The sequence below is a fragment of the Streptomyces sp. NPDC002958 genome (assembly GCF_055563255.1).
The window spans coordinates 36,720-61,730 of sequence record NZ_JBVHDS010000020.1 but is presented as its reverse complement, the minus strand read 5'-3'; the positions used below and the strand labels follow the sequence as shown (position 1 = coordinate 61,730).

Sequence of the window (25,011 nt, the reverse complement as noted above, 5' to 3'; positions counted from 1 at the left end):
CCCGCTCGTCCACGACCCGCAGAGAGGACCCGCTCGTGAGCCGTCAACGACGGAACTGTCATGCCCGTGACATACGACATACGTTCATCGCGTTGGTGAGCGCACTGCTCCTCGCGCTGACCGCGCTGCCCGCGACCGCAGCCACCGCCGGCAATGCCCCCGCCTTCCGCGCCCTGCTCTTCACCCGCGCGGTCGGCTATGTGCACGGCTCCATCCCCGCTGGCATCCAGATGTTCAAGGAGGAGGCGGCCGCCAACGACTTCGAACTCGTCGAGACCGCCGACCCCGCCGTCTTCGACGACGCGTCGCTCAAGGACTTCGACGTCATAGTCATGTTGCAGAACTCCGGCATGGTCTGGGACACCGACGCCCAGCGCGAAGCGATGCAGACGTACGTACGCAACGGCGGCGGCGTCGTCGCCGTCCACAACACCCTCGACATGGGGATCGAGGACACCTTCCCCTGGTGGGACGAGGCCATCAACGGCGGCGTCCACATGCCCGCCCACTCACCCGGAGTCCTTCAGGGCACCGCCAAGGTCGCCGACCGCGTCCACCCCTCCACCGCAGGACTCCCGGAACGCTGGGAGCGCCCCGAGGAGTGGTACAACTTCGACAAGAACCCCCGTGGTGACGTCCACGTCCTGGTCACCGCCGACGAAACCACATACAACCCAGGGGGATCCGCCATGGGCGCCGACCACCCCATCTCCTGGTGCCGCAACACCGAGGGCGGCAGGGTCTGGGCAACCGCCATGGGCCACGACACGGCCTCGTACAGCGAAGCCGCCTTCCGTACCCATGTCATCGGCGGCGTCAAGTGGGCCGCGGGCAACAAGCCCGGCGACTGCGGCGGCACCGTCTGGAACGGCTACGAGAAGGTCACTCTCGACGACAACACCGCAGACCCGATGGAGCTCGATGTCGCCAAGGACGGCCGCGTCTTCTACATCCAGCGCAGCGGCGAGGTGAACATCTACGACCCGGCCACCCACGCCACCACCACCGCCGGGAAGCTCGATGTATACACCGGCGGCGAGGACGGCCTGGTCGGCATGGAACTCGACCCGGACTTCAAGAAGAACCACTGGATCTATCTCTACTACGCCCCCGCAGGCGCCACCGAGGACGTCAACCGGCTCTCCCGCTTCACGGTCAAGGGCAACACTCTCGAACTCGACAGCGAGAAAAAGCTCATCGACGTCCCCGCCTACCGCGACCGCACTTTCCCGGAGCCCGGACACACCGGAGGCGCCGTCGAGTTCGGCCCCGACCGTACGCTGTACCTCGGCGTCGGCGACGACACTCCGCCCAACCTCGACCCGAACTGGCAGGGCTACGCCCCGCTCGACTGGCGCGAGGGCAAGCAGATGCTGGACGCCGCCCGCACCGCGGGCAGTACCAACGACCTGCGCGGCAAGATCCTGCGCATCAAGCCGAAGAACTCCGGCGGTTACACCATTCCCAACGGCAACCTCTTCGCCCCGGGAACGGCCAAGACCCGCCCCGAAATCTACGCGATGGGCTTCCGCAATCCGTTCCGCTTCACCGTCGACCCCAAGACCGGCTACGTCCACGCCTCCGACTACGGCCCCGACCGCGGACTGCCCACCACCGACCGTGGGCCCGAAGGCCTTGTCGAGTACAACGTCATCAAGAAGGCCGGCAACTTCGGCTGGCCGTTCTGCCACGGCAACAACCAGGCCTATGCCCCCTACAACCCGGACACCCAGGAAGTCGGCCCCAAGTTCGACTGCGCCAACCCGGTCAACCCCTCGCCCAACAACACCGGTCTGACCGAGCTCCCGCCGATCCAGCAGCCGGAGATCTGGTACGGCTACGGCGAATCCAAGGAATTTCCCGAGGTCGGCAGCGGCGGCTCGGCCCCGATGAGCGGTCCCGTCTACCACTACGACAAGAACAACCCGTCCACCACGAAGTTTCCCGCCTACTTCGAGGGCGCGAGCTTCTTCTACGAGTGGTCGCGCGACTACGTCAAGGAGGTCCGCTTCGACAAGGACCAGAAGGTCCTGAAGATCAATGACTTCCTGTCCTCCCAGAAGTTCAACAAGCCGATGGACATGACGTTCGGCCCCGACGGCTCGCTCTACGTCCTCGAATGGGGCAGCTCCTTCGGCGGCGGCAACAACGACTCCGGGCTCTACCGCATCGACTACGCACAGGGACAGCGTGCGCCGATCGCCAAGGCCGCCGCCTCCGCCAACGACGGCCCCGTACCACTGAACGTCGACTTCTCCAGCGAGGGCAGCAACGACCCCGACGGCGACACGCTCAGCTACGCCTGGGACTTCGACGGCGACGGTACCTACGAATCCACCGAAGCGAACCCCAGCCACACCTACACGGTCAAGGGCGACTTCGCGGCCCAGCTCAAAGTCACCGACTCCACCGGCAAGTCCGGCTACGCCAACATCCCCGTCACCGTCGGCAACACCGCCCCCAAGGTGACCATCGACTTCCCGGTCAGCGGCAAACTCATCGAGTTCGGCGACAAGATCCCGTACAAGGTCACGGTCACCGATCCCGAGGACGGCCCGGTCGACTGTTCCAAGGTCACCGTCAACCCGGCGCTGGGACACGACGACCACGAGCACCCCACCACCGACATCCCCGGCTGTGAAGGCACCGTGGACACCGGAGACCTGGGCGGCCACCCCGAAGGCGCGGACCTCACCTACGTACTCAACGCCAAGTACACAGACAAGGGCGGCGACGGCGTCTCCGCCCTCACCGGCTACGGTCGCGCCGTGCTCCAGCCGAAGCACAAGCAGGCGGAGTACTACGACGCCCAGTCCGGCACCCGGATCATCGCCCAGGAAGGTGCCGAGAACGGCAAACGGATCGGAGACGTCTCCAACGGCGACTGGGTCGCCTTCGACCCGATGAGCGTCGAAGGCATCGGCACGGTGAGCTACCAGCTTTCCTCACCGTACGGGGTCGGCGCGATCGAACTGCGCGCGGACGCTCCCGACGGTCCTCTGCTCGCCACCACCCCGGTCCCCAACACGGGGGGCTGGGACAACTATCAGGCAACCCCGGCCGTGCCCGTCCAGGAACTGAAGGGCACCCACAAGCTGTATCTCGTCTTCACGTCCCCGCAGGACAATTCGTTCGACGTGGACGCAGTCGACTTCAAGAGCCCCTGACCGACTGCCCGCGGGCCGGAGGAAACAACCGGAGAAAACAACACGACAGCGCGCTGCGGGGCCCGGTGTGTCGGCACCGGCCCCGCAGCGCGCGCCCCCCCGGGCACCCGGGCCAGGGTCAGCGAGTGCCGACCGCGGCACGCACGGCCCGGCGGGCCATCGCGCAGTCGTCGTGCAGCCGGCGCAACAGCAGCCGCTGCTCCTCGCTCGACGAGAGCACACCCGGCCGGTCCTGACCGGCTCCCGCGGGCGCCGACTCCCGCATGGCTCGCTGGACAGCCGTCTCGTATGTACGGATCTCCCGAGTCAGCACCAGCATCAGGTTCACCAGGAACGCATCCCGCGCCGCAGGCCCCGCGGCCTGTGCCAGCTGGCTGATCTGACGCCGTGCCGCCGGTGCTTCGCCCAGGACTGCCCAGAGCGTCGCCAGGTCGTAGCCCGGCAGGTACCAGCCCGCGTGTTCCCAGTCCACCAGCACCGGACCCGTGGGCGACAGCAGGATGTTGGAGAGCAGCGCGTCACCGTGACAGAACTGCCCCGTGCCCTGGCGCCCGCCCGCGTGGGCCAGACCGTGCAGCAGCTTCTGCAGATCGCCCAGATCGCGGTCGGTGAAAAGCCCCAGCTCGTGATAGCGGGCGATCCGCGAGGCGTAGTCCAGCGGCGCGTCGAAGAGGCCCGGAGCCGGCCGCCAGGCGTTGACCCGGCTGATCGCACCGAGCGCGGCCCGCACATCGGCACGGGGCGGCCCCTCCGACGGGTGCCTCGTCAGCGCCGCCACCCGGCCGGGCATCCGCTCGATCACCAACGTGCAGTTCTCCGGGTCGGCCGCGATGAGCCGAGGCACCCGCACCGGCGGGCGGTGCCGGACGAACGCACGATATGCAGCTATTTCGTGCCGGAACCGCTCCGACCACGCCGGGGAGTGGTCGAGTAAGCACTTGGCGACCGCGGTGGTACGACCGGTGGAGCCGACAAGCAGTACCGAACGGCCGCTGCGACGCAGCACCTGCACGGGATTGAACTCCGGGCAGATCCGGTACACCGAGGCGATCGCCATCCTCAGCTGAGCGCCCTGCGGGCCGGACAGGTCCAGCCGCCCGCTGACCGGTGGGCTGCCCAGCCCCGCCGGCCGCCGCGGCCGGACCGCGCCGGGTGCCGACGGAGCGGCATGCGGAGCGAGGTACGGCCCGCCACCCGCCCCCAGGGGACGAAGCGGCCGGGGCGGGGCGGTCACGGAGGACGATGCTGTGTACATGGGCGAGACAGATCCCTTCGCGCGCCGACAAGTTGCGTGCACCGCCCCGGCCGGCGGCCGGTCGGCACCCTGGGGAGTACCTAGGGCTGCCGGGCGGGGTGGCGCTTTCCTACCTGACACCGGCCCGCGGGTGGCAGACCATCTGGCGCACCCTGGCGAACCCTGGCGAATAGTCGCAAGGCATCTGACAGGGGGCTACTGTCGACACAGCCGAGAACCTGGGGGCTTGACGTGACCGGAGAACCCAACACCCGCCTGTCCGACCTGTTCGGCCTTGCCGGCTGGTCCAAGGGCGAGCTCGCGAGAATGGTGAACCGGCAGGCGGCGGCCATGGGCCACCCGCAGCTGGCCACCGACACTTCGCGGGTGAGGCGTTGGATCGACATGGGGGAGTCCCCCCGCGATCCCGTGCCCAAAGTGCTGGCTGCCCTGTTCACCGAGCGGCTCGGTCGTGTCGTGACCATCGAGGACCTCGGGTTCGGCCGGCGCGGGCGTGTGGGGAAGCGGCGAGAGGTCGGGACGCAGCACAATCCCGATGGACTGCCGTGGGCGCCCGAGCGGACGGCAGCGGTCCTCACCGAATTCACGGGAATGGACCTCATGCTCAACCGACGCGGCTTGGTGAGCGCGGGCGCCGCGCTCGCCGCAGGATCGACCATCACCGGCCCCATGCACGACTGGCTGCACACCGACCCTGTGCTGGCGGCCGATGCTCCACGGATCGACGACCCTCTGCATGCGGACCCTGCCGGTTTCGACCGGTACGAGGCCGCGCCCATCGGATCGGACGAAATCGAGGCACTCGAACGGTCCGTCGAGGTGTTCCGTGCCTGGGACGCGTCCCGGGGCGGCGGACTCCAGCGCAAGGCCGTGGTGGGCCAGCTCAACGAGGTGGGCGGCATGCTCGCCTACCGCCACCCCGAACATCTGCAGCGCCGCCTCTGGGGCGTCGCCGCCAACCTCGCGGTGCTCGCCGGATGGATGTCCCACGACATCGGCCTCGAACCCACCGCCCAGAAGTACTTCGTCATCGCGGCGCACGCGGCGCGTGAGGGCGGCGATCGCCCGCGTGCGGGTGAGGCTCTCTCCAGGGCGGCCCGTCAGATGATCCACCTGGGCCGCCCCGACGACGCCCTGGACCTGATGAAGCTGGCCAAGTCTGGCTCTGGCGACACGGTTCTGCCGCGTACCCAGGCGATGCTGCATACCATCGAGGCCTGGGCACAGGCGTCCATGGGCCGCGGCCAGGCGATGCGGCGCACGCTCGGAAAGGCCGAGGAACTCTTCGTCTCGGACAAGGGCGATGTACCGCCCCCCAGTTGGATGCAGATGTTCGACGAGGCGGATCTCCACGGCATGCAGGCCCTGGCGTTCCGTACGCTCGCCGAACACGATCCGTCGGTGGCTGTCGTGGCTCAGCGCCATGCGAAGCAGGCACTGGAGCTTCGGGTCAACGGGCGCCAGCGGTCCAAGATCTTCGACTACATCTCACTTGCCTCGGCGTGCTTCATCGCCGATGATCCCGAGCAGGCCGACCGCTATGCGCGGCTCGCCCTGGTGACGATGGGGGAGACCTCCTCGCACCGCACCTGGGACCGGCTGCGCGAGATGTACCGGCTGACAGGCCAGTTCGCGGGTTACGCGAAGATCGATGACCTGCGCGAGGAGATCAAAATCTCGCTGCCGCAGAGCTCCATCATCAAGCAGCCCAGGCGCTTGTCGGAGATCTGACATGCGGGCGCCACGATGAGGGCACGCCCGTCATCAACTGTCCGACCACCATCCACAGCCCGGCCACCGGCTGTCCGAGCACTGCCCTCGTAGGCGGCCCGCCCCCTGCGTACTGCGCCGTGTCCGGTGTCCATCTCTCGTGTCTTCGTCTCTTCGTGCGCGTGGTGTCGCTGTGTCCTACACCCCGATACGGGCGATCAGTACACACGCGTCGTCCAGGCGTTCGGTGTCATCGAACTCCGCGACAACTGTCCGTACGCACTCCTGTGCCGTACGGGCCTGGGCGATGTGTGGTGCGAGAGCAAGCAGCGCGTCCGGGCCGGCACCCCGGTCGCTGTGACGGTTCAGCCCGTCGGTGTGCAGAACCAGCACATCACCGGGCAGCAGGTGTACTTCGTCCTGCTCGTACGCGACCCCGGAAGCCGCGCCGAGCAGAACCCCGTCCGGCGGCAGCAGCGGGCGCCCCTTTCCATTGCGGAACAGCAGCGGTGCGGGGTGCCCCGCCTGTGCCCAGGCCAGGGTGCCGGCGGCCGGATCGAAGCGGCAGCACACCGCGCTGCCGAGAGCGGGCTGGACGGAGGATTCCAGTAACTGATTGAGGTGCCCCATCAGGGCCCCCGGCTCGATGCCGGCCACAGCCATCCCGCGCAGCGCGCCCAACAACATCGCCATGGCCGACGTGGCCTGAATACCGTGGCCGGTCAGATCACCGACCGTGAGGACGGTCCTGCCGTCCGGCAGTTCCAGCGCGTCGTACCAGTCACCGCCGATCAGGGAGCTCGACTTCGAGGGGATGTAGTGGGCCGCGATGTCCAGTGCGCCCGCTCCCTGCGAAGGAAGCCGCAGCGGGCCCCGCCACGGGGGGAGCACGGCCTCCTGAAGCTCGACCGCCATCCGGTGCTCGGTCCGTGCCATGTGCTGCCGACGCCGTAGTGAGTCATGGGTCCGGTGCGCCACTTGCTGGCTGCGCCGCAGTTCGCTGACATCGCGCAGGACCGCCCACATGGAGGCCGTGCACCCATCCGCGTCGAGGACCGGCTCGCCCATCATGTGGAGCGTGCGCATCCGGCCGTCGGTACGCAGGATACGGAATTCGCCGTCTATCGGCTTGCCGTCGACCAGACAGTCCGTCACCAGAGCGGTGAGCAGGGGCTGGTCCTCGGGGAGGAGCATGGACGGGAGGTCGTCCAGCGAGAGAGGACCCGCGTCGGGGGACCTGCCGAAGATCTGGAACAGCTCCTCGGACCAGATGACCTCGTCGGTCAGCAGATTCCACTCGGCGCTGCCCACCCGGCCGATCAGCGAACCGGGCTGCGGCTCGTCGAAGGCCTTCTCCGCGGTGTCCTGCGTCGATGTGCCGGTGGGCTGTTGCGATGTTTCCGGCGTCTCCTGCGTTTCCGGCTCAAGGCCTTCCCTGAGCTGTCCCAGATGTGTGCCGAGATCGTCGAGGTGATGGACCGCCAGATCGCAGAGCGCGCGCTGCCAGCGCATCTGCGGGTCTTCCTCGTCGATCAGCCCGGCGTCCCGGCGCACGGCATCCATATCACCACGCAGCCGACGGGTCCGGTTGATCAACGCGTCGACGACATCGCGTTCGGGTGGATGGGGGGCGGGGCGGTCCGCGGACAGATGGGACGGCATCTCGTACTCCGATACAGGCGCGGCACGACCAGGTCTGAAGGTGGACCGTAGACGACTTTTGCACAGGCTGCGGAAGCCCGTAAGGGATTTGGCAACACTCGATGCGTAGTTGCTTCTGGCATATGCCAGAGGCGCTGTGCAGGGCTCCGGTCCTTCGAACAGCACTGCTGTCAACGAGCGTTGACGCAATTCACCCGGCGCGCGCAGACGGTTGCGCGCCCGCGCGCGCCGTTCCCGCACGGCGCGCCCGGTCGGATCGGGGCATATGTGAGGGAGCCCCACCGCGGGCGGTGCTCCGGTGTGCGGCTCGGAGTGCGCCGGGCCTGGCGATGCGGCCTTCCGGCTTCGCGAGTCGCCCCGTCGTTGGGCATGGGCGGCGTTGCCCCGTATCCACCCCGTCTCCCGACAGGTGATCTTCCGTGACCGCGTCGCCGGGGCTGCCTTCCTGCCCGGGCAACCGCGAGCGCGGCTGAGCGGGCGACGTGGGAGGACGGCCGGAGCCATCCCGTCATCGACGTGGAGACCTCGTCGGCGAGCCATCCCTTCCACACCGGGACCAAGCAGGTGCTGGACGCGGCCGGCCGTATCGAACAGTTCAACCGCCGCTACGGCAGCCAGGCGACGCCCGGCAACTGATCCGTACCGCCAGGAGCCCGGTTCCGTGGGGTGAATCACAGCACGGGGTGCGGGTTCCTGGGAACGGGACACAGTGGATTGCCGTTCACCTATATGTGGAGGTCGCGCATCGCGACCACACCAAAGCTGCCCCGGCTGGATTCCCCCGATCCGGCCGGGGCTTCTCCTCGCCCCATGTGCGGCAGCCGTCAGCCCCGGCGCAGGCTCCTGGGCACCGACTCGACCAGCAGCGCACCCACCGCCGGCACCACGGCCACCACAGCTGTGCCACCCGGCCAGAACCGGACCGCCACCGCAGTCACAGCCGCGCCCGCCACGACCGCGATCAGCCGACCGGCTGCCCAGCCGTCCCCCTGGTTCCACGACCGCAGCGTCGTCCGGCCGACGAGAGACGTGAGCGTTCCGGTGAAGTAATTGGTGGGCGTCGTGCGGATACGGCCCTGAATCCCCATGGCCACGGCAATGATCACCAGCAGTCCGGGCCGGCCCCCGTCGGAGGTGACCAGGTCCAGCGCCCAGAGCACAGCCCCCGCCGTGAGCAGCGCCACCTCGATCAGCAGTGTCACCGGCAGAGGCCACCGCAATCGCTCGCTCATCCACGCACCGCACATGACCCCGACACTGTATGAAACGAGCGCGGTGACGACCCGCAGGGCCACCCCGTGCTCCCCGGTACCGGCGGCGGAAGCACCCAGCAGCACCAGATTTCCGGTCATCACCCCGGCGAAGACCTGGCCGACACAGATGAAGACGAACGCATCCGCTGCCCCGGAGGCGGCCGACAGAAGCAGCAGGGTCCATTCGCCACGTGGATCGCGTCCGGCGGGGAGGGTGGGAGTAGACACGCCTGCATTCTCGACTCAGCCCCGCCGCAGGCGCCGACTCGGAGCCGACACGGCGCGGCGACCCGGCCATGGCCGAGCACCGGCAACGCTTGCACGTGTACGGTTGCATCCGCTTAGAGTGCTGCATCGTGAACAGACACATAGCGTTCGAGCGGCTGCACAACTTCCGTGACATCGGCGGATATCAGGGGCACGGCGGCCGCCAGGTCCGCTGGGGGCGGCTCTACCGATCCGACTCGCTGGGCAAGCTCCGCGGCGAGGACTGGGACCGCTTCCTGACCCTCGGTGTCCGCACGGTCATCGACCTGCGCTACGACTGGGAGATCGCCGCCAAGGGGCGCGTGCCCGACGCCGCGGGACTGCGCTACCACCACCTGAGCATCGAGCACCGGCCCTACGACCAGGCGGCACTGGGCCCGGACGTGAAGACCGGACGCTACCTGGCCGACCGGTACGCGGAGGTCGCCCACGACGGCGTCGCCGAGCTCCGCCGCGCCCTGGACGTGATCGCGGCAGAGGACAGCGGCACCGTCGTCTTCCACTGCGCATCGGGCAAGGACCGCACCGGGCTGCTCGCCGCACTCGTCCTGTCCTTGATCGGTGTGGCCGAGGACGACATCGTCGCCGACTTCACCCTCACCGAACTCGCCACCGAACGGCTCCTGGCCGACTGGCGGGCTGACCACGCCGGCCAGGAACCGGTCTGGCCCGGGTACGGTCGTGCGCCCGCCGACATCATGCGGTTCTTCCTGGCGGATCTCGCCGCAACCCACGGCTCCGTCCGTGGCTACGCCGCCGAACTCCTGCGTGTCGACGAGGAATTGGTGGCAGCACTGCGAAGAAACCTCCTCGAACCCGCCGGGGAATGCCGGCCGGCCGCGCGCGGAACGACGGTCGGGAGCGCCTGAGCCGAGGCGCGCCGGTCCGCGGAGACGATGCGTGCGCACCCCCGCGTGCGCGCGTACCTACTGGCCGACACGGCAGCAACCGTGTCCCGATCCGGCGCGTACGAGGCAAGATCAGGGCACGACATGGACAGCACCTGATGTGCGGCGCACAACCCGGTTCACTCGTGGCCGGTGAGCGGGAGATGCTTACGGGCTATTTCGCATGGTTCCGCAGCACCCTGTTGCACACGTGCGCCGGCCTGACCGGGGAGCAGCTTGCCGAACTGACGGCGGCGCCGTCGAACCTCACACTCCTGGGACTGATCCGCCATATGGCAAAGGTCGAACGCGTCTGGTTGGGCAGCGGTTCGCCGGTCAGACGCTCGACCCCATGTACGACCCCGATAAAGGCAAGGATGCGGACTTCGAGGACCTGAACCCGGCCCGCGCCGCTGCCCTGCGCCTCGTCGGCGCAGGGCGGCGGCCAGGGTCGAGGAGGCATCGGCGGCGGACAGCCCGGCGGGAGTCAGAACGGCATGGGTCACCCGGCGGTCGGAACGCGAGGCCCGCCGCTCCAGCAGGCCCGCCTCGCTGCCGCTCGGGTTGCCGAGGCCTGCCGAGGGCCGAATGGCGGAGGCGCGTACGCTGCCGCCGCCTGGCCGGTAGTGCCTTGTGGTCCGGCATTAATATGGCGTGGCAGGTGTCAGCCGTCGGGCGGTGGTCAGGTGTGGGCCACCTGGAACGTGGGTGTCCCGTTCGGGCGCCCAGACTGGAACCCCGGCCCGATTCCGGCGGGCCGGGGTTCTGTGTCGATCGGGTGATTCGGTCAGTGGCCCTTGTCGCCGTTGTAGTCGTCGTAGTGGTGGTCGATCACGCGGAAGCTGCCCACGACTCCGTTGCGGACCTTCACGCCGCCCTTGACGTGGCCGGGGAATACGCCGTCGCTGGAGCTGTGGGGGCCGACGGTGGCGATGGGGGCGCCGTTGTCGCAAGTGGCCCCACGGAAGACCTCGACGGTCCTGCGGCTGTCGTTGCGGATGTTGAGGCTCTTGGAACCGAGGCCGCTGACGACGGTGATGCAGCCGCCCTTTTCGTCGGTGTAGGTGCGCTCGTTGATGTGGATCCGGCCCTTGTAGTGGTCCCGGTCCTTGTGGCCCTTGTCGTAGTCCTTGCCCTTGTCGTAGTCCTTGCCTCCCTTGTCGTAGTCCTTGCCTTCGTCGCCCTTGCCGGAGTCGCCACCGTTGAGAGCCGAGACGGGGGCGGTGGCCTGCTGGACGACAGGGGCTGCCTGGGCCGGCTCCGTGGTGGCGGCCGAGGCGTAGGTGATGCCGGTGGCGGCCAGAGCCGCGGCGGCCGCGATGGCGGCGGTAACGACGTTGGATCGGGTAACCATGTCACTTCTCCTGTCTCAGAGAGGCCGGCTGAGCAGCTGGCCCGTGATTGAACGTACTGACGGTCCCCATACCTGTCATATCGGACACGTTGCAGGTGGGTGTCGGGACACCGATCGAGGTACAAAAAGTACGCCATATGCTATTTCCTGATAATCTGATGAGCAGTCAACTGCTCTTTGCAAATGGGCGAATTGATGTGCCATTAGCCTGTCCAGGCGACTTGCTGATACCCGCTCACCCTGGTGGCAGCGTGTCATTCATTGACACAGTCCGGGCAGCAGTCGCACGCACGCCACCGCCCTGAACGCCTGTCATCCACGGCCGCGCCCGGCCCTGGCTGTTGTGCTGGATCGTACGGCCGTTGCGGGCCCCCGGCACGCAGTCGGCGGGGCATCGCAGACCACACCACCGAGGGCAGGCCGCGCCGCCCGGGTTCCGTTCGATTGCATGTTCCGCGGCGTGGGGCCGATCGGGGCCGGAGCGGTGCCGGTCGGCGCGGCGGGCCACCGTGCGGCCCGGAATCAAGGCCCGGGCCGCGTCCGGCCCGAAACCGACCGGTCAGGCCGGGCCCGCAGACGCCGGGCGCACCGACCACCTGATTGGACGGACTCGCGGTTCGCCCCGAAGTCGTCGCCGTCATCACGCATATCAGCGAGTGATTCTGGTGGATCGAACCCGGGGCACACGTCCAGGTCGCCGCGCGGTTCGGGTGAGCGGTCGATAATGGCTGCGAACCGGAGGAATGCCCTCGCGCCGCCCTGGATGCCTATTGAGGGGCGGGTCACTACCGGGCCCGGCTGCCGAGGAAGCGCTCCTGGTACGGCTTTGTGCGTATGCGCAGGTCCTGACGGCGAGGGGCGGTTACGGAACAGACCTTACGAGCTCGTTACCCTGGGATTTCTGTGCGCTCCCACCATTCGTAGACGGGCAAAGGGCCCTGTGCGGTTTCCTGGTGGCGTGTCGTGGCTTTGAAGTGTTCGTATCCGCCACGGAACGGGATCTTGAGGTCGGTGCCGGGCGTGGTGATGGGGACGATCCGTTCAGGAAGATCGTCGGGGCCGCCCTCGAGAACTGCTTTCGTTGCGTCGGTCATGGCGAAAGTCTCTCCGGAGGGTGGTCCGGCTCCTTCGTGACGCGCCGATGGGCTTGTCGGTGTGTGTCCTGCCTGTAGCCCGGCACCGCATCCTCCTCGGACGTCCCTAGCCCTCCGTCACCACCGACTACGGAACAGAGCCAAACGAACGGTGTAACTCGGGTTGTTGGAGTTACTGACGCGGGGGCGCCCGTGTCGCGGCCGGATGGTTGTGCGGGCGGAGCAACTCAGTGATGCGGGTAGTCAAGCGGGTTGCACAGATGGCCTCGGCCCGCATCGTCGAGGGCCTTGCTCTACGTCGATCGATGGGGGAGCGAGCCCGTCCGCGCGGCGCGCCGACCTTCAAACTCCTCGTTCTGCACGACCCAGGTGGCCGGTGAACCACTCTCTGGCCAGGTCCGCCACCTCTTCGAGAGCACCAGGCTCCTCGAACAGGTGAGAGGCTCCAGGGACCACGGCCAGCCGGCTCTCGCAGCGCAGCAGTGCCTGGGCCCGGCGGTTGAGGTCCAGTACCACCTCGTCTTCGCCTCCGACGATGAGCAGCGTGGGTGCGGCAACCGCCGGCAGGCGGGGCCCGGCCAGATCGGGCCTGCCGCCGCGGGAGACTACTGCCACGGCACGGGAGTCCGGCTCCGCCGCTGCCCGCAACGCGGCGGCCGCGCCGGTACTGGCGCCGAAGTAACCGACCGCGAGGCCCTGGGTCTCGGGGCGGTCGAGCAGCCAGCGGGTGGCGTCGGCCAAGCGACGGGCCAGTAGAGCGGTGTCGAACACGTGGGCGCGGTTCAGTTCTTCCTCCGCCGTGAGAAGGTCGAACAGCAGCGTGGCCAGGCCGACCTTGTTCAGCGAGGTCGAGACGAAGCGGTTGCGCGGGCTGTGTCGGCTGCTGCCGCTGCCGTGGGCGAACACCACGATGCCCGTGGCCCCTTCGGGAACACAGAGCTGCCCGTGGAGCCGGACCGGTCCGGCTTGCACGATGACTTCAGGATCTGCGGCCGACATCGCCGTTCCTCCCACGGTTGCTGCGTCTACGTACCGCTGCTCGATGCCCTCGACGAGGTGGGCTCCTTTGCCCGACGCTTTCCGAAAGGTGCAGGATGTCGATCTGTCATCATTACTCCCGGCTTTCGACCGGACTTCTTGCCGACCCTGCATCCACGCTCCACGCTACTCGCGATCCGTCGAGGCGCGAGCGGCTTCACCACCGGAGCACCGTGACCGCCGCTTCGGCGCGCCAGGGATCCATGCCTCTGTACCGGCTGCTCGGAGCATGTTCGAAGGTTTGGTCAGTCCGCGTGCTGTTGCCGAAGCGCGCGGAGCTCACCCAGTAGCCACTGGACGCGGAGCCTGGCCGTGCGCACCGCACGGACCAGTTCCTCCGGGGAGACTGCGCCCGTCTCCCGCTCCGTACCGGCTCATCCCTTGACAACGCCCAGCGGCACCAGCCGGGCGACCAGCCGGGCGAGTCCGGCGCCCTCGGTGACGGCGGCCACCGCGTCGACGTCCTTGTAAGCGTCCGGCGCCTCCTCGGCGAGACCGCGCCATGAGGAGGGGCGCACGGTGATGCCCTGGGCCTCCAGCTCGCCGCGAAGCCGCTCCCCACGGACCATGCGCAGCGCGTGGTGACGGCTCCAGACCCGGCCGGCGCCGTGACAGGCGGAGTGGAAGGCTTCGTTGCCGGGCAGACCGACCATCACGTACGAGGCGGTGCCCATCGTCCCGGGGACCAGTACCGGCTGGCCCGCCCGGACGAGGTCCTCGGGCAGGCTCGGGTCGCCGGGCGGCAGCGCCCGCGTCGCGCCCTTGCGATGGACGCACAGTGGACGTGCCACACCGTCCACTTCGTGGGTCTCGAGTTTGGCGGTGTTGTGCGAGATGTCGTAGACCAGCTCCAGACCGACTCCCGCAGCCGTCGCGAAGGCGTGGCGGGTGGCTTCGGACAGCAGCTGGCGGTTGGCCCGGCCGTAGTTGGCGGCTGCCGCCATCGCCCCCAGGTAGGCGCGACCCCGCTGCGAGTCGACCGGCGTGCAGGCCAGCTGCCGGTCCGGGACCTGGATGCGGTGCCGGTGCAGTTCCTGGTCCATCACGCGCACGTGGTCGGTGCACACCTGGTGTCCCAGGCCGCGCGAGCCGCAGTGGATCATGACGCACACCTGGCCCACCCGCAGCCCGAAGGCCGCTGCGGTGGCCGGGTCGTAGATCTGGTCCACCGCCTGGACCTCCAGGAAATGGTTGCCCGAGCCGAGGCTTCCCACCTGGTGGAGACCGCGCTCGACGGCGCGCGTGCTCACCTGACCCGGGGCCGCGCCTTCCAGGACGCCGAAGTCCTCGCAGCGCGTGAGGTCGCGTGGCACGCCGTGGCCGTGCTCGACCGCGTACCGAGCGCCGCCGACCAACAACTCGTCCATCTCCCCGGCCCCCGACAGCTTCCACAGACCGCCGCGCCCCATGCCGCGCGGGATGGTGGTGTCGAGGATATCCATCAGCCGCCGCATCCGGTCGCGGCCGAGCGCCTCGCGGTCGATACCCGCGGCCAGCAGTCGTACGCCGCAGGAGATGTCGAACCCGACGCCCCCGGGCGAGATGACCCCGCCGTGGGAGATGTCGGTGGCGGCCACCCCGCCGATCGGGAAGCCGTAGCCCCAGTGGACGTCGGGCATGGCGAAGGAGGCGCGGACGATGCCGGGCAGCGTAGCCACGTTCGCCACCTGCTCCAGCGCCTTGTCTCCCGCCGCCTGCGGCAGCAGCGCCCGCGAGGCGAACACCACCCCGGGTACGCGCATCGGCTCCCGCTGCTCGATTCGGAAGCGGTACGGGCTCCTCTCCACCAGTGCGATCTCCACGTCGCTCACCTCCAGTCGACCGTCAGCCGTCCGGTCCGATCGGCGACGGCGGTGCCGAACTCTGCGCAGGCGGTGGTGAGCCGCTCGCGGATCCAATCCCGGTCCTCGCCGCGCGCCAGGCGGGTGTGGCAGAAGTCCAGTGCCAGCGGCACCGCCTCCACCCGGATGGGGGCCAGGTGTGCGGCATCCGGCCCGTCCAGGGTCACCAGGAAGAGGAGCCCGAGGTCGTTGCGCAGGAGCGGGTCGACGGCGTAGTCGTCGACGAAGTCGCCCAGGTCGTAGAGGATCCGGTCGGCGATCCCGTGGAAGACATGGGCGGAGTGTCCGGCGACCAGCGTCGCTCCCGCCGCCAGCAGCTCCGGGGCCGCGGCCGAGACGTGGGGCGGCGGCCGGGAGGTCATGTTGGGGCCCCAGTGCGGAGTGACCAGCACGACATCCGCCGTCGCGGCGGCCAGGCCCACCGACTCCGTCAGCCAGCCGGGCACCCCCGCCCGGAGATCGGCCCAGGCCACACCGGGACTGTCCTCCCCGGCCGCGTACTCCTCCGGGTCGTCCGTGACACCCACCACCGCCAGCCGCACGCCGCCCGCCTCCAGCACCGCGAACTGCCGGGCCGCGCGTACGTCCGCCCCGGCGCCGACCGCGTGGACTCCCGCCCCGACCAGCAGGGTGCGGGTGTCGGCCATGGCGTCGAACCCGTAGTCCAGGGCGTGGTTGTTGGCCAGCGTCACGCAGTTCACCCCCAGGTCGGCCAGCACCTTCGCGGCGGCGGAGGGAGCGCGGAAGAAGAAGGCCTTTCGCGGGTCGGGCCACCGGTGCCCGCGGTCGGAGACACAGCACTCCAGGTTGAGCACGAACAGGTCCGCCTCCGCGAGCGCCTCCCTGACCCCCGTGGAGACCAGCGTCCCCGGCACCGGCGAGCGGCGCAGCTCCTCGGCGACGCTGCGCCCGAGCATGGTGTCGCCTGCCAGTGCCACCGTGAGCGCCATGATCCTTTCCCTTCCCCTGCCCTGCACTCAGACGTCGAGGGTCACCCGGCAGGTCCAGCCGCCAGGCCCGCCCCGCAATTGCAGGTCGTGCAGCGAAACGGCCTTCGGTACCGCACCGACTGCCACGGCGGTGTCGGCATCGGCCATACGGAAGCGGACGCACAGGCCCCGGCCGTCCCCCGCCGACCGGATCGCCCCCACCTCCACATCGAGCGGGATCTCACCGTCGGCATCCATCCGGTAGACGACCTCCTCCAGGACGGACACCAGGAGAGCCTCGTCGGACTCGGCCGTGACCGTGTATTCGCGTTCCCCGACGACTGTGGCCCCGGACGTGTCGGCGAAGCCTTCCAGCATCGCGTGTACAGCCTCGCCGATGCAGCCCTCGGGCGTCGGTGACCACGCCTCCACCTGTATGTCCGCGGTGTGCGGCACAGCCCAGTGGCCACTCGCGCCGGGCTGCTTTCCCACAGGTTCCCGACCGTCCACGGTCGGCACCTCTCCATCGTCTCCGGATGCACAGCCTGATGCCGAGTTCCCCGAGCCTCAGGCCATGCCGCCTCCTCCAGAGTCGTCCCGTGCACCGCTCCGGGGCAACCTGCGCGACGCGCGACCATGCGTCGGCATGGCTATTCGCCAGTCTTTCCCCCGCCTGCGCCTGTTGACCGCAGGCAATCGACAGTAAACATACGGTAGTTGTCTCGCCGCCCCCGTGAAGGAGCGCACGCCTGCCGGGGTCTCGCGCGGTCTCGGCCTTCGGCAGTTGAAGCAGTACGACACCGGCCCGCGACGTGGCCACGGTGGCATGCGCGGCGGAGGGCGCCGGACACGAGAGCCCGTGGGCGTTCCCGATCCGGCCACCCAGGGCTGCCTTCCTGTGTGGCTCGCCGCTGTGGCGCAGCCGTGCCGCAGCGTACGTTCAAATGGTTGACCTGTCGCGCATTTGATCAGGGGAAATATTGTTTACTGTGCTCCCGATTTCCCGCACCGGGAGCACCACAGCCATCGGATGAACGGGCAACGAGATGTTTCGCGCCGGTCACGCTGCGTGGAGAGAGCTACGGCGTCACGACGGGTCCCGTTCCGAGTCGGCCGGCGCGACATTGGTGATGACCACCGCGGGACGCAGAGCTTTTGCCAGTCGCACAGCGTCACCTACGGCCCAGAGGTGAATGTAGAAGAGGCGCGGTTTGTCGCGCAGTCCGTGATTGTGCAGTTCTACGAGGTTGATACCACCCCGCCGCAGTACTTTCAGAACGCCTTGAACCTCGTCGGCGATCACGGCAAAGTCGCCGCTGAGCGCTGCCTGGCCGCCACCAAGTGGTTGAAAGTTGAAGGCAGTGGTCGAGCCCAAGCCCGGGGGAAGCACCATGCCGTTGTCTGTGATGGTCTCGCGTCGCATGAATACGGATTTGTACGTTCCACCGTCGTTGGAGCCCTTGACGCCCAGCGCGGCATCGATCCCGGCAGTGTCCAGATCCACCGGAGCAGGCTGTGTCGGGCGCGTGGCGGGCGGGCTCGCGGTCAGGTCCATTGCCGTGCGCAGCCCGCGAGCGAGCCGCACCGGATCATGGCCGTGGCCGTGGAAGTGGGCCCACCAGACATCGGGGCTGTGCGCGAGCAGGTGCTTGTGCAGAGCGGTCTGCTCGATTCCGTGTGCCTGCAGGGCATCGCTCACGTGTTGCAGTTCGTGCTCGGCGAGGGTCAAATCGCCCATGGTCATCACGCTGCCGTCGGAATAGCGGAGAAAGGCAATGTGGGAACTCAGAGCGAGGCCGGGTGAGACGGTCACACGGTGGGAGACGACATGCAGGTCGCCCCGGGGGAATCGGGTGCGGTAGACGGTTCCGCGCAAGAGACTGCCGGCCCGACCCAGCACTTTTGCGACCGGCTGCCAGTACGCCTCGGTCGTGGGGACAGGTTGGACCAAATTGTGCTGGGGCGCATTGGTCGGCCATACCGTCCCAGCCTGCGCACCATGTGCTCCCAGCCCGGTCAGCGTGGGCGCCAGCACAGCAGCTTTCAGCATGCGTCGCCGTGCCGGCGCCGATGACAGCCTGTGGTATGTGTCGCCCTGGGGAAGTTCGTTCATCAGGTCTTCACCTCCGTGGATAATAAGAGCACGGAGGTTTACAGGAAGTGTCTGTACCGAGAAGCGTGGCTCGCGTGTTGCTTCAAAAGGGCTATTCCGGGTTCTGGATGCTTCACAGCCCCACTGAATTGTGCGGTTGAAGTCCGCCGCGGGCGCCGCGGTGGACGACCACGCAACGCCCCGTCGTGCAGAACAGAACATCCCATCGGAGGCCGCCCGCGCCCGGGGCGTGATCGGCGTCGACACCAACGCCGACCACTTCGCCGCCTACCGGCTCGACCGGCACGGCAACCGCTTGTGCCCCGGCCGGCACGCAGTCTCTCCAGGCCGCGGGCGACGAGCGGACGGCAGGGACCCCAGGGCGCCAGCGCTGTACGTCCCGGACATGTCCCGGACAGGGCAGGCAGGGCCGGAACGGCCGGTTCGCCCTTACCGTCGCTCGGCATGGACACCACACGCAGAGCGTTATTGAAGGGTATCGCCGCTGTTCCCCTCGCGGTGACGGCCGGTGGGTTGCTCGTACCGTCCGTGGCGCGGGCGGCGGAGCCGGAGTATGGGCTGAGGATGTACGACCGTGACGGCGCGCCGACCGGCACGACGTGGGCAGCCGCAACGCAGGGGCTGATCACGAGGCAGCGGCTTGGTGTGGCCGACCTCGTCGACGATGTGCTCGAGCGGGCCGAGCGGCGCGCTTCGGCGCCCGGTGACTGGCGCGACGGCCCGGGTTCCGCCCCGAAGCCAGACCGATTCGACTTCGCCTTTGGGTGGGACGCGAGGTCCAAGTACCGCGAGGACGCCCGCGGTAAGCGGTGGTACCCACAGGGCATCACCACGAGCCACGACGCCTATGGCGGCTCCGTGCCGGGGCGTGGGGGAAAGCAGGTCGCCCTCGTCTCCTGGTACGACAAGCAGACGGTCGGGAACCAGGGGGCCAAGGTGTCCGTCATCGACGTCACCCGCACCCGGTCGTCGAGCCGCCCGCGGTACGACCACGTCCTGCTGGTCGAGCCGACCAAGGAGTCGGGCGAGCCCTTCAGTTTCAAGGTCACCACTCTCCACGCCGGGGGTATCGCCTGGGTAGGGAAGTGGCTGTACGTGGCGGACAGGAACCGGGGCCTGTATGTCTTCGACACCACCAGGATGCTCAAGGTGTCGCGTGGGTCGACGGAGAAAACCCGGGAGCACGCCAAAAACTGGTGCGGCTATCACGCCGGGGACAAGAAGTACTACGCGCACGGCTACCGGTATGTCATGCCCCTGCATCATGTGTACCGGCCGGCCAGTTGGTCGGCCGACCTGGCGTACTCCCAGGTGTCTCTGGACCGCACCCAGGGGGCCACGCAGTCGCTCGTCGTCAGCGAGTACTTCGAGACGAGTCCCGACGGCGTGGCTGTGCGCTGGAATCTGAACAGTGCCGGCTACATCGCTGCCGAGCGGGCCGTCTCCACCTGGCCGCTGCGCATCCCCAGGGTGCAGGGCGCGATCTGTGTCGGTGACCAGACCTACTACTCGGCCAATGCCCCTGTGGACCCAGATAAGCCCAAGGACGGGCCGAAGCAGGGAAGTCTGTGGCTGCAGTGGCCCCGGGGCAATAAGATGACCGCGCCGCGCGGCAGGCTCACCCTGGGGCCGGAAGATCTCAGCTACCAGCCACGGGCCAGGGGAGGCTCCCTCTGGGGCCTCGCCGAACACGAAGACACCAGGCGCGTCTACCGCATCCACCTCTGACAGCCGCCGTCCTGGCCATGGCCGTGACGGCGAGGCCGTGGCGACAACGGCTTACGAGGTTGTCCCTGTGCACGTGGATCTTTGCACCGGTCCGTCGGGAGCTTTTGGTGTCGGCATCGACACCATCGACGCACCGGGGGCCGGGTACGCGTACTGGCTGCGGGCGGCGGCCCACAGCCGGTACGCGGCGCGGTTCACACCCGACCGCCGCGACGGAGCGATCAACGCCACCACGCTCCGAAGCGGTGGGAGGGTGAACCGGTCCGCGTACCGGACCTCGCGGCCTGACCTACCTGCCCCTTCACTCTCGTACGGGCGGGGACCGGAACGCCGTGGCCGTCATCGGCACGGTGTCCTGCACCTCGCCGGTGGCGGGGGCCTGCACGGACGGGGCCGGGGCCGCTGTGCTGGGCTGTTCGAGCCCCGCTGCGATGCCTGGGATCGTGGGGGTGCGGAAGAAGTCGGCCATGGGCAGGGCCTGGCCCGGCTCTGCCGCCATGCGGTTCACCAACCGGATCGCGCTCAGGGAGTGGCCGCCCGGCTCGAAGAAGGAGTGGCCCCCCAAGCGCGGCTCAGGTCGAGTTCGTCGCACCACAGATCGTGCAGCGCCTTCTCCAGCGGTGTGGTGGGTTCGCGGGTCGAATTCCACACGCCCTTCGTTCTCGTACTCCACCATCACCTGGAAGAGCGGGTTGCGGCTCGGGTCGCGCCGCGGGTTGAGCGCGGTGACCAGGTCGTCGAAGGGGACGCCGCGGTGTTCGTACGCCGCCGTACTGCTGTCCCGCGCCCGGTGCAGCGGCGCCGGGAAGTCCGGCGCCGAGGTCCAGGCGTACGGACACGGTGTCGAGGTAGAGGCCAACCCGGTCCGAGTTGTAGAGGGGAAGTGGCCACGATGGGGGAGGGGGAGGTGGTCGTAGACGAGGTATTCGTCTGCTTGTGGTGAACTTCTGTACCCGGGCGGTGAACAGTGAGTTGCCGGCCCGGTCGTGCCCCCGGCGGCTGGTAGCGCGACCGGCATGCGATCACCACCGACAGCCGTCTCTGCCGCGCACGGCGCCGAAGGGGCCGGGGATCTCTGTGGGGGCATGGGGAACGGGGGAATGGGCTGCGGCGTGATGCGCGTCAGTCGCAGGACTGCTGGTGGTCCAGGTGCGGGAGCAGCGCCTTCCACTGCTTCTTCTCGACGCTGAGGGGGTGGGTGCTGCACAGCCGGTCGTAGATCCGGTCGGTGTCGAAGTCGATCAGGTAGGTGAGATCCCTCGAGTGCCGCCTTTCCGGGTCGTCGTCCGGGACCACGGCCATGAACGGGCTGCTGTCGGGCAGCAGCCTCAGGTCCTTCACGCCTTCCACGGTGGCGATGGCCGGTGTACGCCATCTGCCGTCCTTCTCTGCCGCCCAGATGCGGTAGGGGTCGCCCGTCAGGACCCACCTATGGTCCGGCGACGGCCTGATGTCGGTGAGGGCCCGATCAAAGCGCATCTCCTCCATGTCCCGGGGCTTGTACGGGTCGCTCACGTCCCAGAACTTCACGGTTCCGTCGGTGAGCGTCGTTGCCAGGACGCCTTTCCCGACCGGCTGATAGCCGCCGGACGCGGCGTGCAGCAGGGCCGCCTTCCGGGGGCGGCGGATGTCTCGCATGTCCCAGAGCTGGGTCCGCTGGGCGGGAGCGTCGTGCATCAGCAGCCGCGTCGAGGGCACGTACGCTGCCTGCCCCATGGCCGCGTCCTTGAGGAGGCGGCCCTTGACCGGCTTGGCGGGGTCGGTGAGGTCCCAGATGCGCACGTCCATCGGCCTGCCCCGCCCCGGTTCGCCCCGGTCCACGATCGCGAGCCCCCGGTCACCCAGGAAGAACAGGCTCTCCCACTCGGCGACCGGCTCTGCGGGGAGCGTTGCGCGCCGCACCGGGCGGCGGACGTCGCGTATGTCCCACACCTGCACCGTGCCGGTGGCCCAGCCGCCGAGGACCAGGAGGCTGCCGTCCGCGGACACCGCCGTGCGCACGTCCAGGGCCTTGACCGGGATCTCTGTTCCCGGCACCGGAGGTCTCCTCCCGTCCCCACAGCCGGAACGCATGGTCCTGTGTGCCCTCCGTCCATCGGTGCGCCAGCAACACCGGATGGTTGGTCCCCGGGAGGAAGTAGCGGGCCTCCCACGGCTTGGGCAGCGCGAACCGCAGAGGCGGATCGGTCCCTTCGGCTGTATCCGCGCTGCGGAGGTCCCAGACCTGGGTGGTCTCCGTGCCCGTGGCAACCATGAGCGTGCCGTCGCCGCTGATCGGACTGGTGCCCGGGTCCCCGTCAGTCATGGCCCCGAGGAGCCGGGGTGCGGGAGCACGCTGCGGCCAGACGAATACCTTGCCTCCCATGTCACCCACGGCGAGATGGCGTCCGTCGGGGCTGTAGGCCACCGACTGGGACGGCTCGCCTCCGTGGACCGGCCCCAGATCCGCCTGGGATCCGAACAACTCCGCACCGATTGCGACCGTCTCTCGGAGCCGGGCGCCTCCCTCGGCCCCGTTGTACGCGGCGGCGAGCCGTTCCCCGTCCGGACGGAAGCTCAGCGAGGGCAGGTCACCGCCATATCCCCATGCGCTGCCCCACTCGTCCTCGGGCTCGATGCCCTTGAGCCGGCGGCCGTCCTCCACCGTCCACCAGACCATCCTCCCTTCCGCACCGGTCGCGACCAGCAAATCCCGCGTCGGGTGGGCGGCGACCGCCATCACCGAGGGGGCCGTGGCGGTGTCCAGCAACCGTGTCCGCGCCGGATCGCGCGCGTCCCACAACCGCACCTCCGTCGGCCGCTCCGCCGCGCCTTTCCCGCTGATGCCGTTGCCCGTGACCAACAGGCCGTCGTGGCGGAACGCCAGCGAGATCAGCGCGGCAGAAGCCACCGAGCGATCCGTCCGCAGCAGCGGCGCCGAGGGCTTCGACACGTCCCACAGCCGCAGACGCCCCTTGGCGCTGCCTGCCGCCAGCGTGCGGCCGTCCGGAGCGAACCGCAGGGCGTACGTGGTGCCTTGGGGGATGTTTCGCGCGGCGAGCCGCACGGGCTGCTGGGGATCGGTGACGTCCCACAGGGCGAGCTCCGTGGCCGTCTGCGCCGCCAGTAGACGGGTGCGCGGGTGGAAGGCGATGGCCGCGCTGCCCTTCAGCTTCAATGTCGCTGCCTTCTCGGGCACATTCCGGCGGGAGACGTCCCACAACTGCACCCGCCCGCGGCGCTGGCTGGTCGCCAGCACATCCCCGTCCTGGCTGAACGCGATGTTGAGCACCGGCTCGCGATGCCCGCCCGAGACTTCCACCGGCGTCTCCGTCATATAGGCCGCGTAGAGGCTCGACCGGCTGGCAGGCGTCTCTGCCGCCCGGTACGCCGCCAGGCTGAGCCGCAACGCGGTCTGCGGATCGCGTTCGCGCATGGCGTCCGCCCGCGCTGCCACCTGGTTGGCGAGCAGGACGGTCTCGCGGCCTTCCGCGTCCCGCTGCGCGCCGCGCGCCAACACGGCCAGTGTCGTGGCGAGCAGGGCCAGCACAGTTACGACGGAGACCGCGGCCCGGCGCAGGTTCCTCGTGCGGCGCTCCGCGCGACCGCTCGCGCGGAGGAACTCCCGTTCGACGGGACGCATGGGCAGCGTGCCGCCGCTTCCGGCGAGCTGGGTGCGCGCCGACGCCAGCTGATCGCCCCCGTACAGGCCGCTCTGCGGGCGTCCCGCTTCGTGCCAGCCGTCGGCCGCTTCACCGAGCCTTCGACGTGCGAGTAGTCCGGCCCGGTCCTCCGCGATCCAGTCCCGCAGCCGTGGCCAGGCATTGAGCAGGGAGTCGTGGCACAGTTGCGCCTCGTCCTGGTCGACGACGACGAGACGGGCCGCAGCCAGCCGTCCGAGCAGATCGGCGGCCTGGTTGAGTTCCCGCGCGGGGACGCGACGGCGCACCGTACGGCCGCCGTCGTCGACGACCAGGACCAAGCGCAGCAGCAGTTCCCGCAGCCGGCTCCGGTCGTCGGCGCCGAGCACGTCGTAGACCTCGTCGGCGGTCCGGGCGACGGAGGTGCGGATCCCGCCCGCCGCCTGGTACGGCGTAGGTCAGCGTGGTACCGCGGCGCCCGGCCCAGGTCTGCCGCAGGGCGTGGGCGAGGAACGGCAGCGCGACCGCGTCGCCCTCGGTGACTCGCTCCTGGCGCAGTTCGCGCAGGATGTGGTCGGACAGCCCGTCCTCCAGGCGCAGCCCGACATGTTCCGCAGGCCGTTCGACGGCCGCTCGCAGTTCTTCGTCGGACATGGCGGCGACGGTGAATTGCCCGGACTTGACGATCCGGGCAAGCCGTGAGTCGTTCAGGCCCTGATCGTAGAAGTCGGCGCGCAGGCCGAGCACGATGCGCGGGCCGTCGCAGCCCGCCCCGGCCAAGGCGCGGACGAACAGCTCACGCTCCTCCGTGTCCTGGCACTGGGTGACGGGCACGCCGGGACCACCCGTCCGCTATTGCGGCGCCCTGCACGTCGTCGTGACTACGCAGTCGTGTGTTCAGCAACGCCCGCATCCCGTACGCGCCCGGCGCGAGCTGCTGCGGATCCAAGACCCCGGCGAATGCTCCGGCACCGGCAAGCACCCCCAGCCCGACCAGTCCCATCCGCGCCACGACGGTGCTCGACGGCGGTGCAGGTTCGGCCCCTGCCGGGCTCGCCGGAAACGGGCTGTGCAGTGGGGGCGTGCGTGGCCC

17 protein-coding genes and 4 pseudogenes are annotated in these 25,011 nt (G+C 69.1%); 6 read left to right on the top strand and 15 right to left on the bottom strand.

Translation table 11 applies throughout. The features are described 5' to 3' along the window. The first annotated feature begins 95 nt into the window (after positions 1–95). The gene (locus ACZ3IC_RS26600; RefSeq protein WP_467419967.1) at positions 96–3,167 is read left to right on the top strand and encodes a ThuA domain-containing protein; all 3,072 of its coding nucleotides are present in this window, start codon (positions 96–98) and stop codon (positions 3,165–3,167) included. Positions 3,168–3,285: 118 nt separating this feature from the next. Here ACZ3IC_RS26600 and ACZ3IC_RS26595 read toward each other — a convergent pair whose 3' ends face one another. Continuing rightward, complete coding sequence (locus ACZ3IC_RS26595; RefSeq protein WP_467419966.1) at positions 3,286–4,422, bottom strand: aminoglycoside phosphotransferase family protein; 1,137 nt, start codon at positions 4,420–4,422, stop codon at positions 3,286–3,288. A 231-nt stretch (positions 4,423–4,653) separates the two neighbouring features. Here ACZ3IC_RS26595 and ACZ3IC_RS26590 point away from each other — a divergent pair, with 231 nt between their 5' ends. Next, complete coding sequence (locus ACZ3IC_RS26590) at positions 4,654–6,153, top strand: DNA-binding protein NsdB (RefSeq protein ID WP_467419963.1); 1,500 nt, start codon at positions 4,654–4,656, stop codon at positions 6,151–6,153. 177 nt (positions 6,154–6,330) lie between these two features. Here the strand turns inward: ACZ3IC_RS26590 and ACZ3IC_RS26585 are convergent, their stop codons facing one another. Then, positions 6,331–7,794 carry a PP2C family protein-serine/threonine phosphatase gene (locus tag ACZ3IC_RS26585; RefSeq protein WP_467419961.1) on the bottom strand — a complete coding sequence of 488 codons (1,464 nt, stop codon included), beginning with the start codon at positions 7,792–7,794 and terminating at the stop codon, positions 6,331–6,333. A 379-nt stretch (positions 7,795–8,173) separates the two neighbouring features. Here ACZ3IC_RS26585 and ACZ3IC_RS26580 point away from each other — a divergent pair. After that, positions 8,174–8,430: pseudogene (locus ACZ3IC_RS26580) on the top strand (type B 50S ribosomal protein L31). A gap of 188 nt (positions 8,431–8,618) precedes the next feature. Here the strand turns inward: ACZ3IC_RS26580 and ACZ3IC_RS26575 are convergent. After that, entirely contained in the window at positions 8,619–9,275 is a 657-nt protein-coding gene (locus ACZ3IC_RS26575) for a YoaK family protein (protein WP_467419959.1), read from the bottom strand. A 128-nt stretch (positions 9,276–9,403) separates the two neighbouring features. On the opposite strand from ACZ3IC_RS26575, the gene ACZ3IC_RS26570 reads away from it, so the two are divergent. Next, positions 9,404–10,183, top strand: a complete 780-nt coding sequence (locus ACZ3IC_RS26570) for a tyrosine-protein phosphatase (RefSeq protein ID WP_467419957.1) — start codon at positions 9,404–9,406, stop codon at positions 10,181–10,183. Continuing rightward, complete coding sequence (locus ACZ3IC_RS26565) at positions 10,141–10,599, top strand: mycothiol transferase (protein ID WP_467419955.1); 459 nt, start codon at positions 10,141–10,143, stop codon at positions 10,597–10,599. The genes ACZ3IC_RS26570 and ACZ3IC_RS26565 overlap by 43 nt, the downstream gene beginning before the upstream one ends. 389 nt (positions 10,600–10,988) lie before the next feature. Here the strand turns inward: ACZ3IC_RS26565 and ACZ3IC_RS26560 are convergent, their stop codons facing one another. From ACZ3IC_RS26560 to ACZ3IC_RS26530, 7 genes and pseudogenes are all read right to left on the bottom strand, one after another. Then, positions 10,989–11,555 (bottom strand): hypothetical protein, encoded by a 567-nt coding sequence (locus tag ACZ3IC_RS26560; RefSeq protein ID WP_467419953.1) that lies wholly within the window; start codon positions 11,553–11,555, stop codon positions 10,989–10,991. An 887-nt stretch (positions 11,556–12,442) separates the two neighbouring features. Further along, positions 12,443–12,649 (bottom strand): DUF5988 family protein, encoded by a 207-nt coding sequence (locus tag ACZ3IC_RS26555; RefSeq protein WP_467419951.1) that lies wholly within the window; start codon positions 12,647–12,649, stop codon positions 12,443–12,445. Between the two features lie 342 nt (positions 12,650–12,991). Continuing rightward, positions 12,992–13,675: pseudogene (locus ACZ3IC_RS26550) on the bottom strand (dienelactone hydrolase family protein); the annotation flags it as partial. A gap of 386 nt (positions 13,676–14,061) precedes the next feature. Continuing rightward, complete coding sequence (locus ACZ3IC_RS26545; protein ID WP_467419948.1) at positions 14,062–15,489, bottom strand: RtcB family protein; 1,428 nt, start codon at positions 15,487–15,489, stop codon at positions 14,062–14,064. A gap of 5 nt (positions 15,490–15,494) precedes the next feature. Further along, positions 15,495–16,478: a CapA family protein gene (locus tag ACZ3IC_RS26540; RefSeq protein WP_467419946.1), complete on the bottom strand. Its 984-nt coding sequence runs from the start codon at positions 16,476–16,478 to the stop codon at positions 15,495–15,497. Positions 16,479–16,505: 27 nt separating this feature from the next. Beyond that, complete coding sequence (locus ACZ3IC_RS26535) at positions 16,506–16,967, bottom strand: archease (RefSeq protein ID WP_467419944.1); 462 nt, start codon at positions 16,965–16,967, stop codon at positions 16,506–16,508. 577 nt (positions 16,968–17,544) lie between these two features. Next, the gene (locus ACZ3IC_RS26530) at positions 17,545–18,570 is read right to left on the bottom strand and encodes a DUF1259 domain-containing protein (protein WP_467419941.1); all 1,026 of its coding nucleotides are present in this window, start codon (positions 18,568–18,570) and stop codon (positions 17,545–17,547) included. Positions 18,571–19,014: 444 nt separating this feature from the next. Here ACZ3IC_RS26530 and ACZ3IC_RS26525 point away from each other — a divergent pair, with 444 nt between their 5' ends. Then, positions 19,015–20,298 (top strand): hypothetical protein, encoded by a 1,284-nt coding sequence (locus ACZ3IC_RS26525; protein WP_467419940.1) that lies wholly within the window; start codon positions 19,015–19,017, stop codon positions 20,296–20,298. A 301-nt stretch (positions 20,299–20,599) separates the two neighbouring features. On the opposite strand, the gene ACZ3IC_RS26520 is transcribed toward ACZ3IC_RS26525, so the two are convergent. The 5 genes and pseudogenes from ACZ3IC_RS26520 to ACZ3IC_RS26500 all read right to left on the bottom strand — a co-directional run. Beyond that, positions 20,600–20,890, bottom strand: a complete 291-nt coding sequence (locus tag ACZ3IC_RS26520) for a phosphopantetheine-binding protein (RefSeq protein WP_467420047.1) — start codon at positions 20,888–20,890, stop codon at positions 20,600–20,602. 42 nt (positions 20,891–20,932) lie between these two features. Continuing rightward, a pseudogene (locus tag ACZ3IC_RS26515) lies at positions 20,933–21,158 on the bottom strand (condensation domain-containing protein); the annotation flags it as partial. A 262-nt stretch (positions 21,159–21,420) separates the two neighbouring features. Next, positions 21,421–22,200: a WD40 repeat domain-containing protein gene (locus ACZ3IC_RS26510; protein ID WP_467419937.1), complete on the bottom strand. Its 780-nt coding sequence runs from the start codon at positions 22,198–22,200 to the stop codon at positions 21,421–21,423. Then, entirely contained in the window at positions 22,136–24,307 is a 2,172-nt protein-coding gene (locus ACZ3IC_RS26505) for a WD40 repeat domain-containing protein (RefSeq protein WP_467419935.1), read from the bottom strand. The genes ACZ3IC_RS26510 and ACZ3IC_RS26505 overlap by 65 nt, the downstream gene beginning before the upstream one ends. A gap of 121 nt (positions 24,308–24,428) precedes the next feature. Beyond that, positions 24,429–24,752, bottom strand: a pseudogene (locus ACZ3IC_RS26500) (nSTAND1 domain-containing NTPase); the annotation flags it as partial. Positions 24,753–25,011 lie beyond the last annotated feature (259 nt).

What these genes read in the sequence shown, in the direction of transcription:
- ACZ3IC_RS26595 (WP_467419966.1), bottom strand. Translation starts at nt 4,422, where the DNA reads ATGTACACAGCATCGTCCTCCGTGACCGCCCCGCCCCGGCCGCTTCGT.
- ACZ3IC_RS26585 (WP_467419961.1), bottom strand. Translation starts at nt 7,794, where the DNA reads ATGCCGTCCCATCTGTCCGCGGACCGCCCCGCCCCCCATCCACCCGAA.
- ACZ3IC_RS26565 (WP_467419955.1), top strand. Translation starts at nt 10,141, where the DNA reads ATGCCGGCCGGCCGCGCGCGGAACGACGGTCGGGAGCGCCTGAGCCGA.
- ACZ3IC_RS26560 (WP_467419953.1), bottom strand. Translation starts at nt 11,555, where the DNA reads ATGGTTACCCGATCCAACGTCGTTACCGCCGCCATCGCGGCCGCCGCG.
- ACZ3IC_RS26555 (WP_467419951.1), bottom strand. Translation starts at nt 12,649, where the DNA reads ATGACCGACGCAACGAAAGCAGTTCTCGAGGGCGGCCCCGACGATCTT.
- ACZ3IC_RS26540 (WP_467419946.1), bottom strand. Translation starts at nt 16,478, where the DNA reads ATGGCGCTCACGGTGGCACTGGCAGGCGACACCATGCTCGGGCGCAGC.
- ACZ3IC_RS26530 (WP_467419941.1), bottom strand. Translation starts at nt 18,570, where the DNA reads ATGAACGAACTTCCCCAGGGCGACACATACCACAGGCTGTCATCGGCG.
- ACZ3IC_RS26525 (WP_467419940.1), top strand. Translation starts at nt 19,015, where the DNA reads ATGGACACCACACGCAGAGCGTTATTGAAGGGTATCGCCGCTGTTCCC.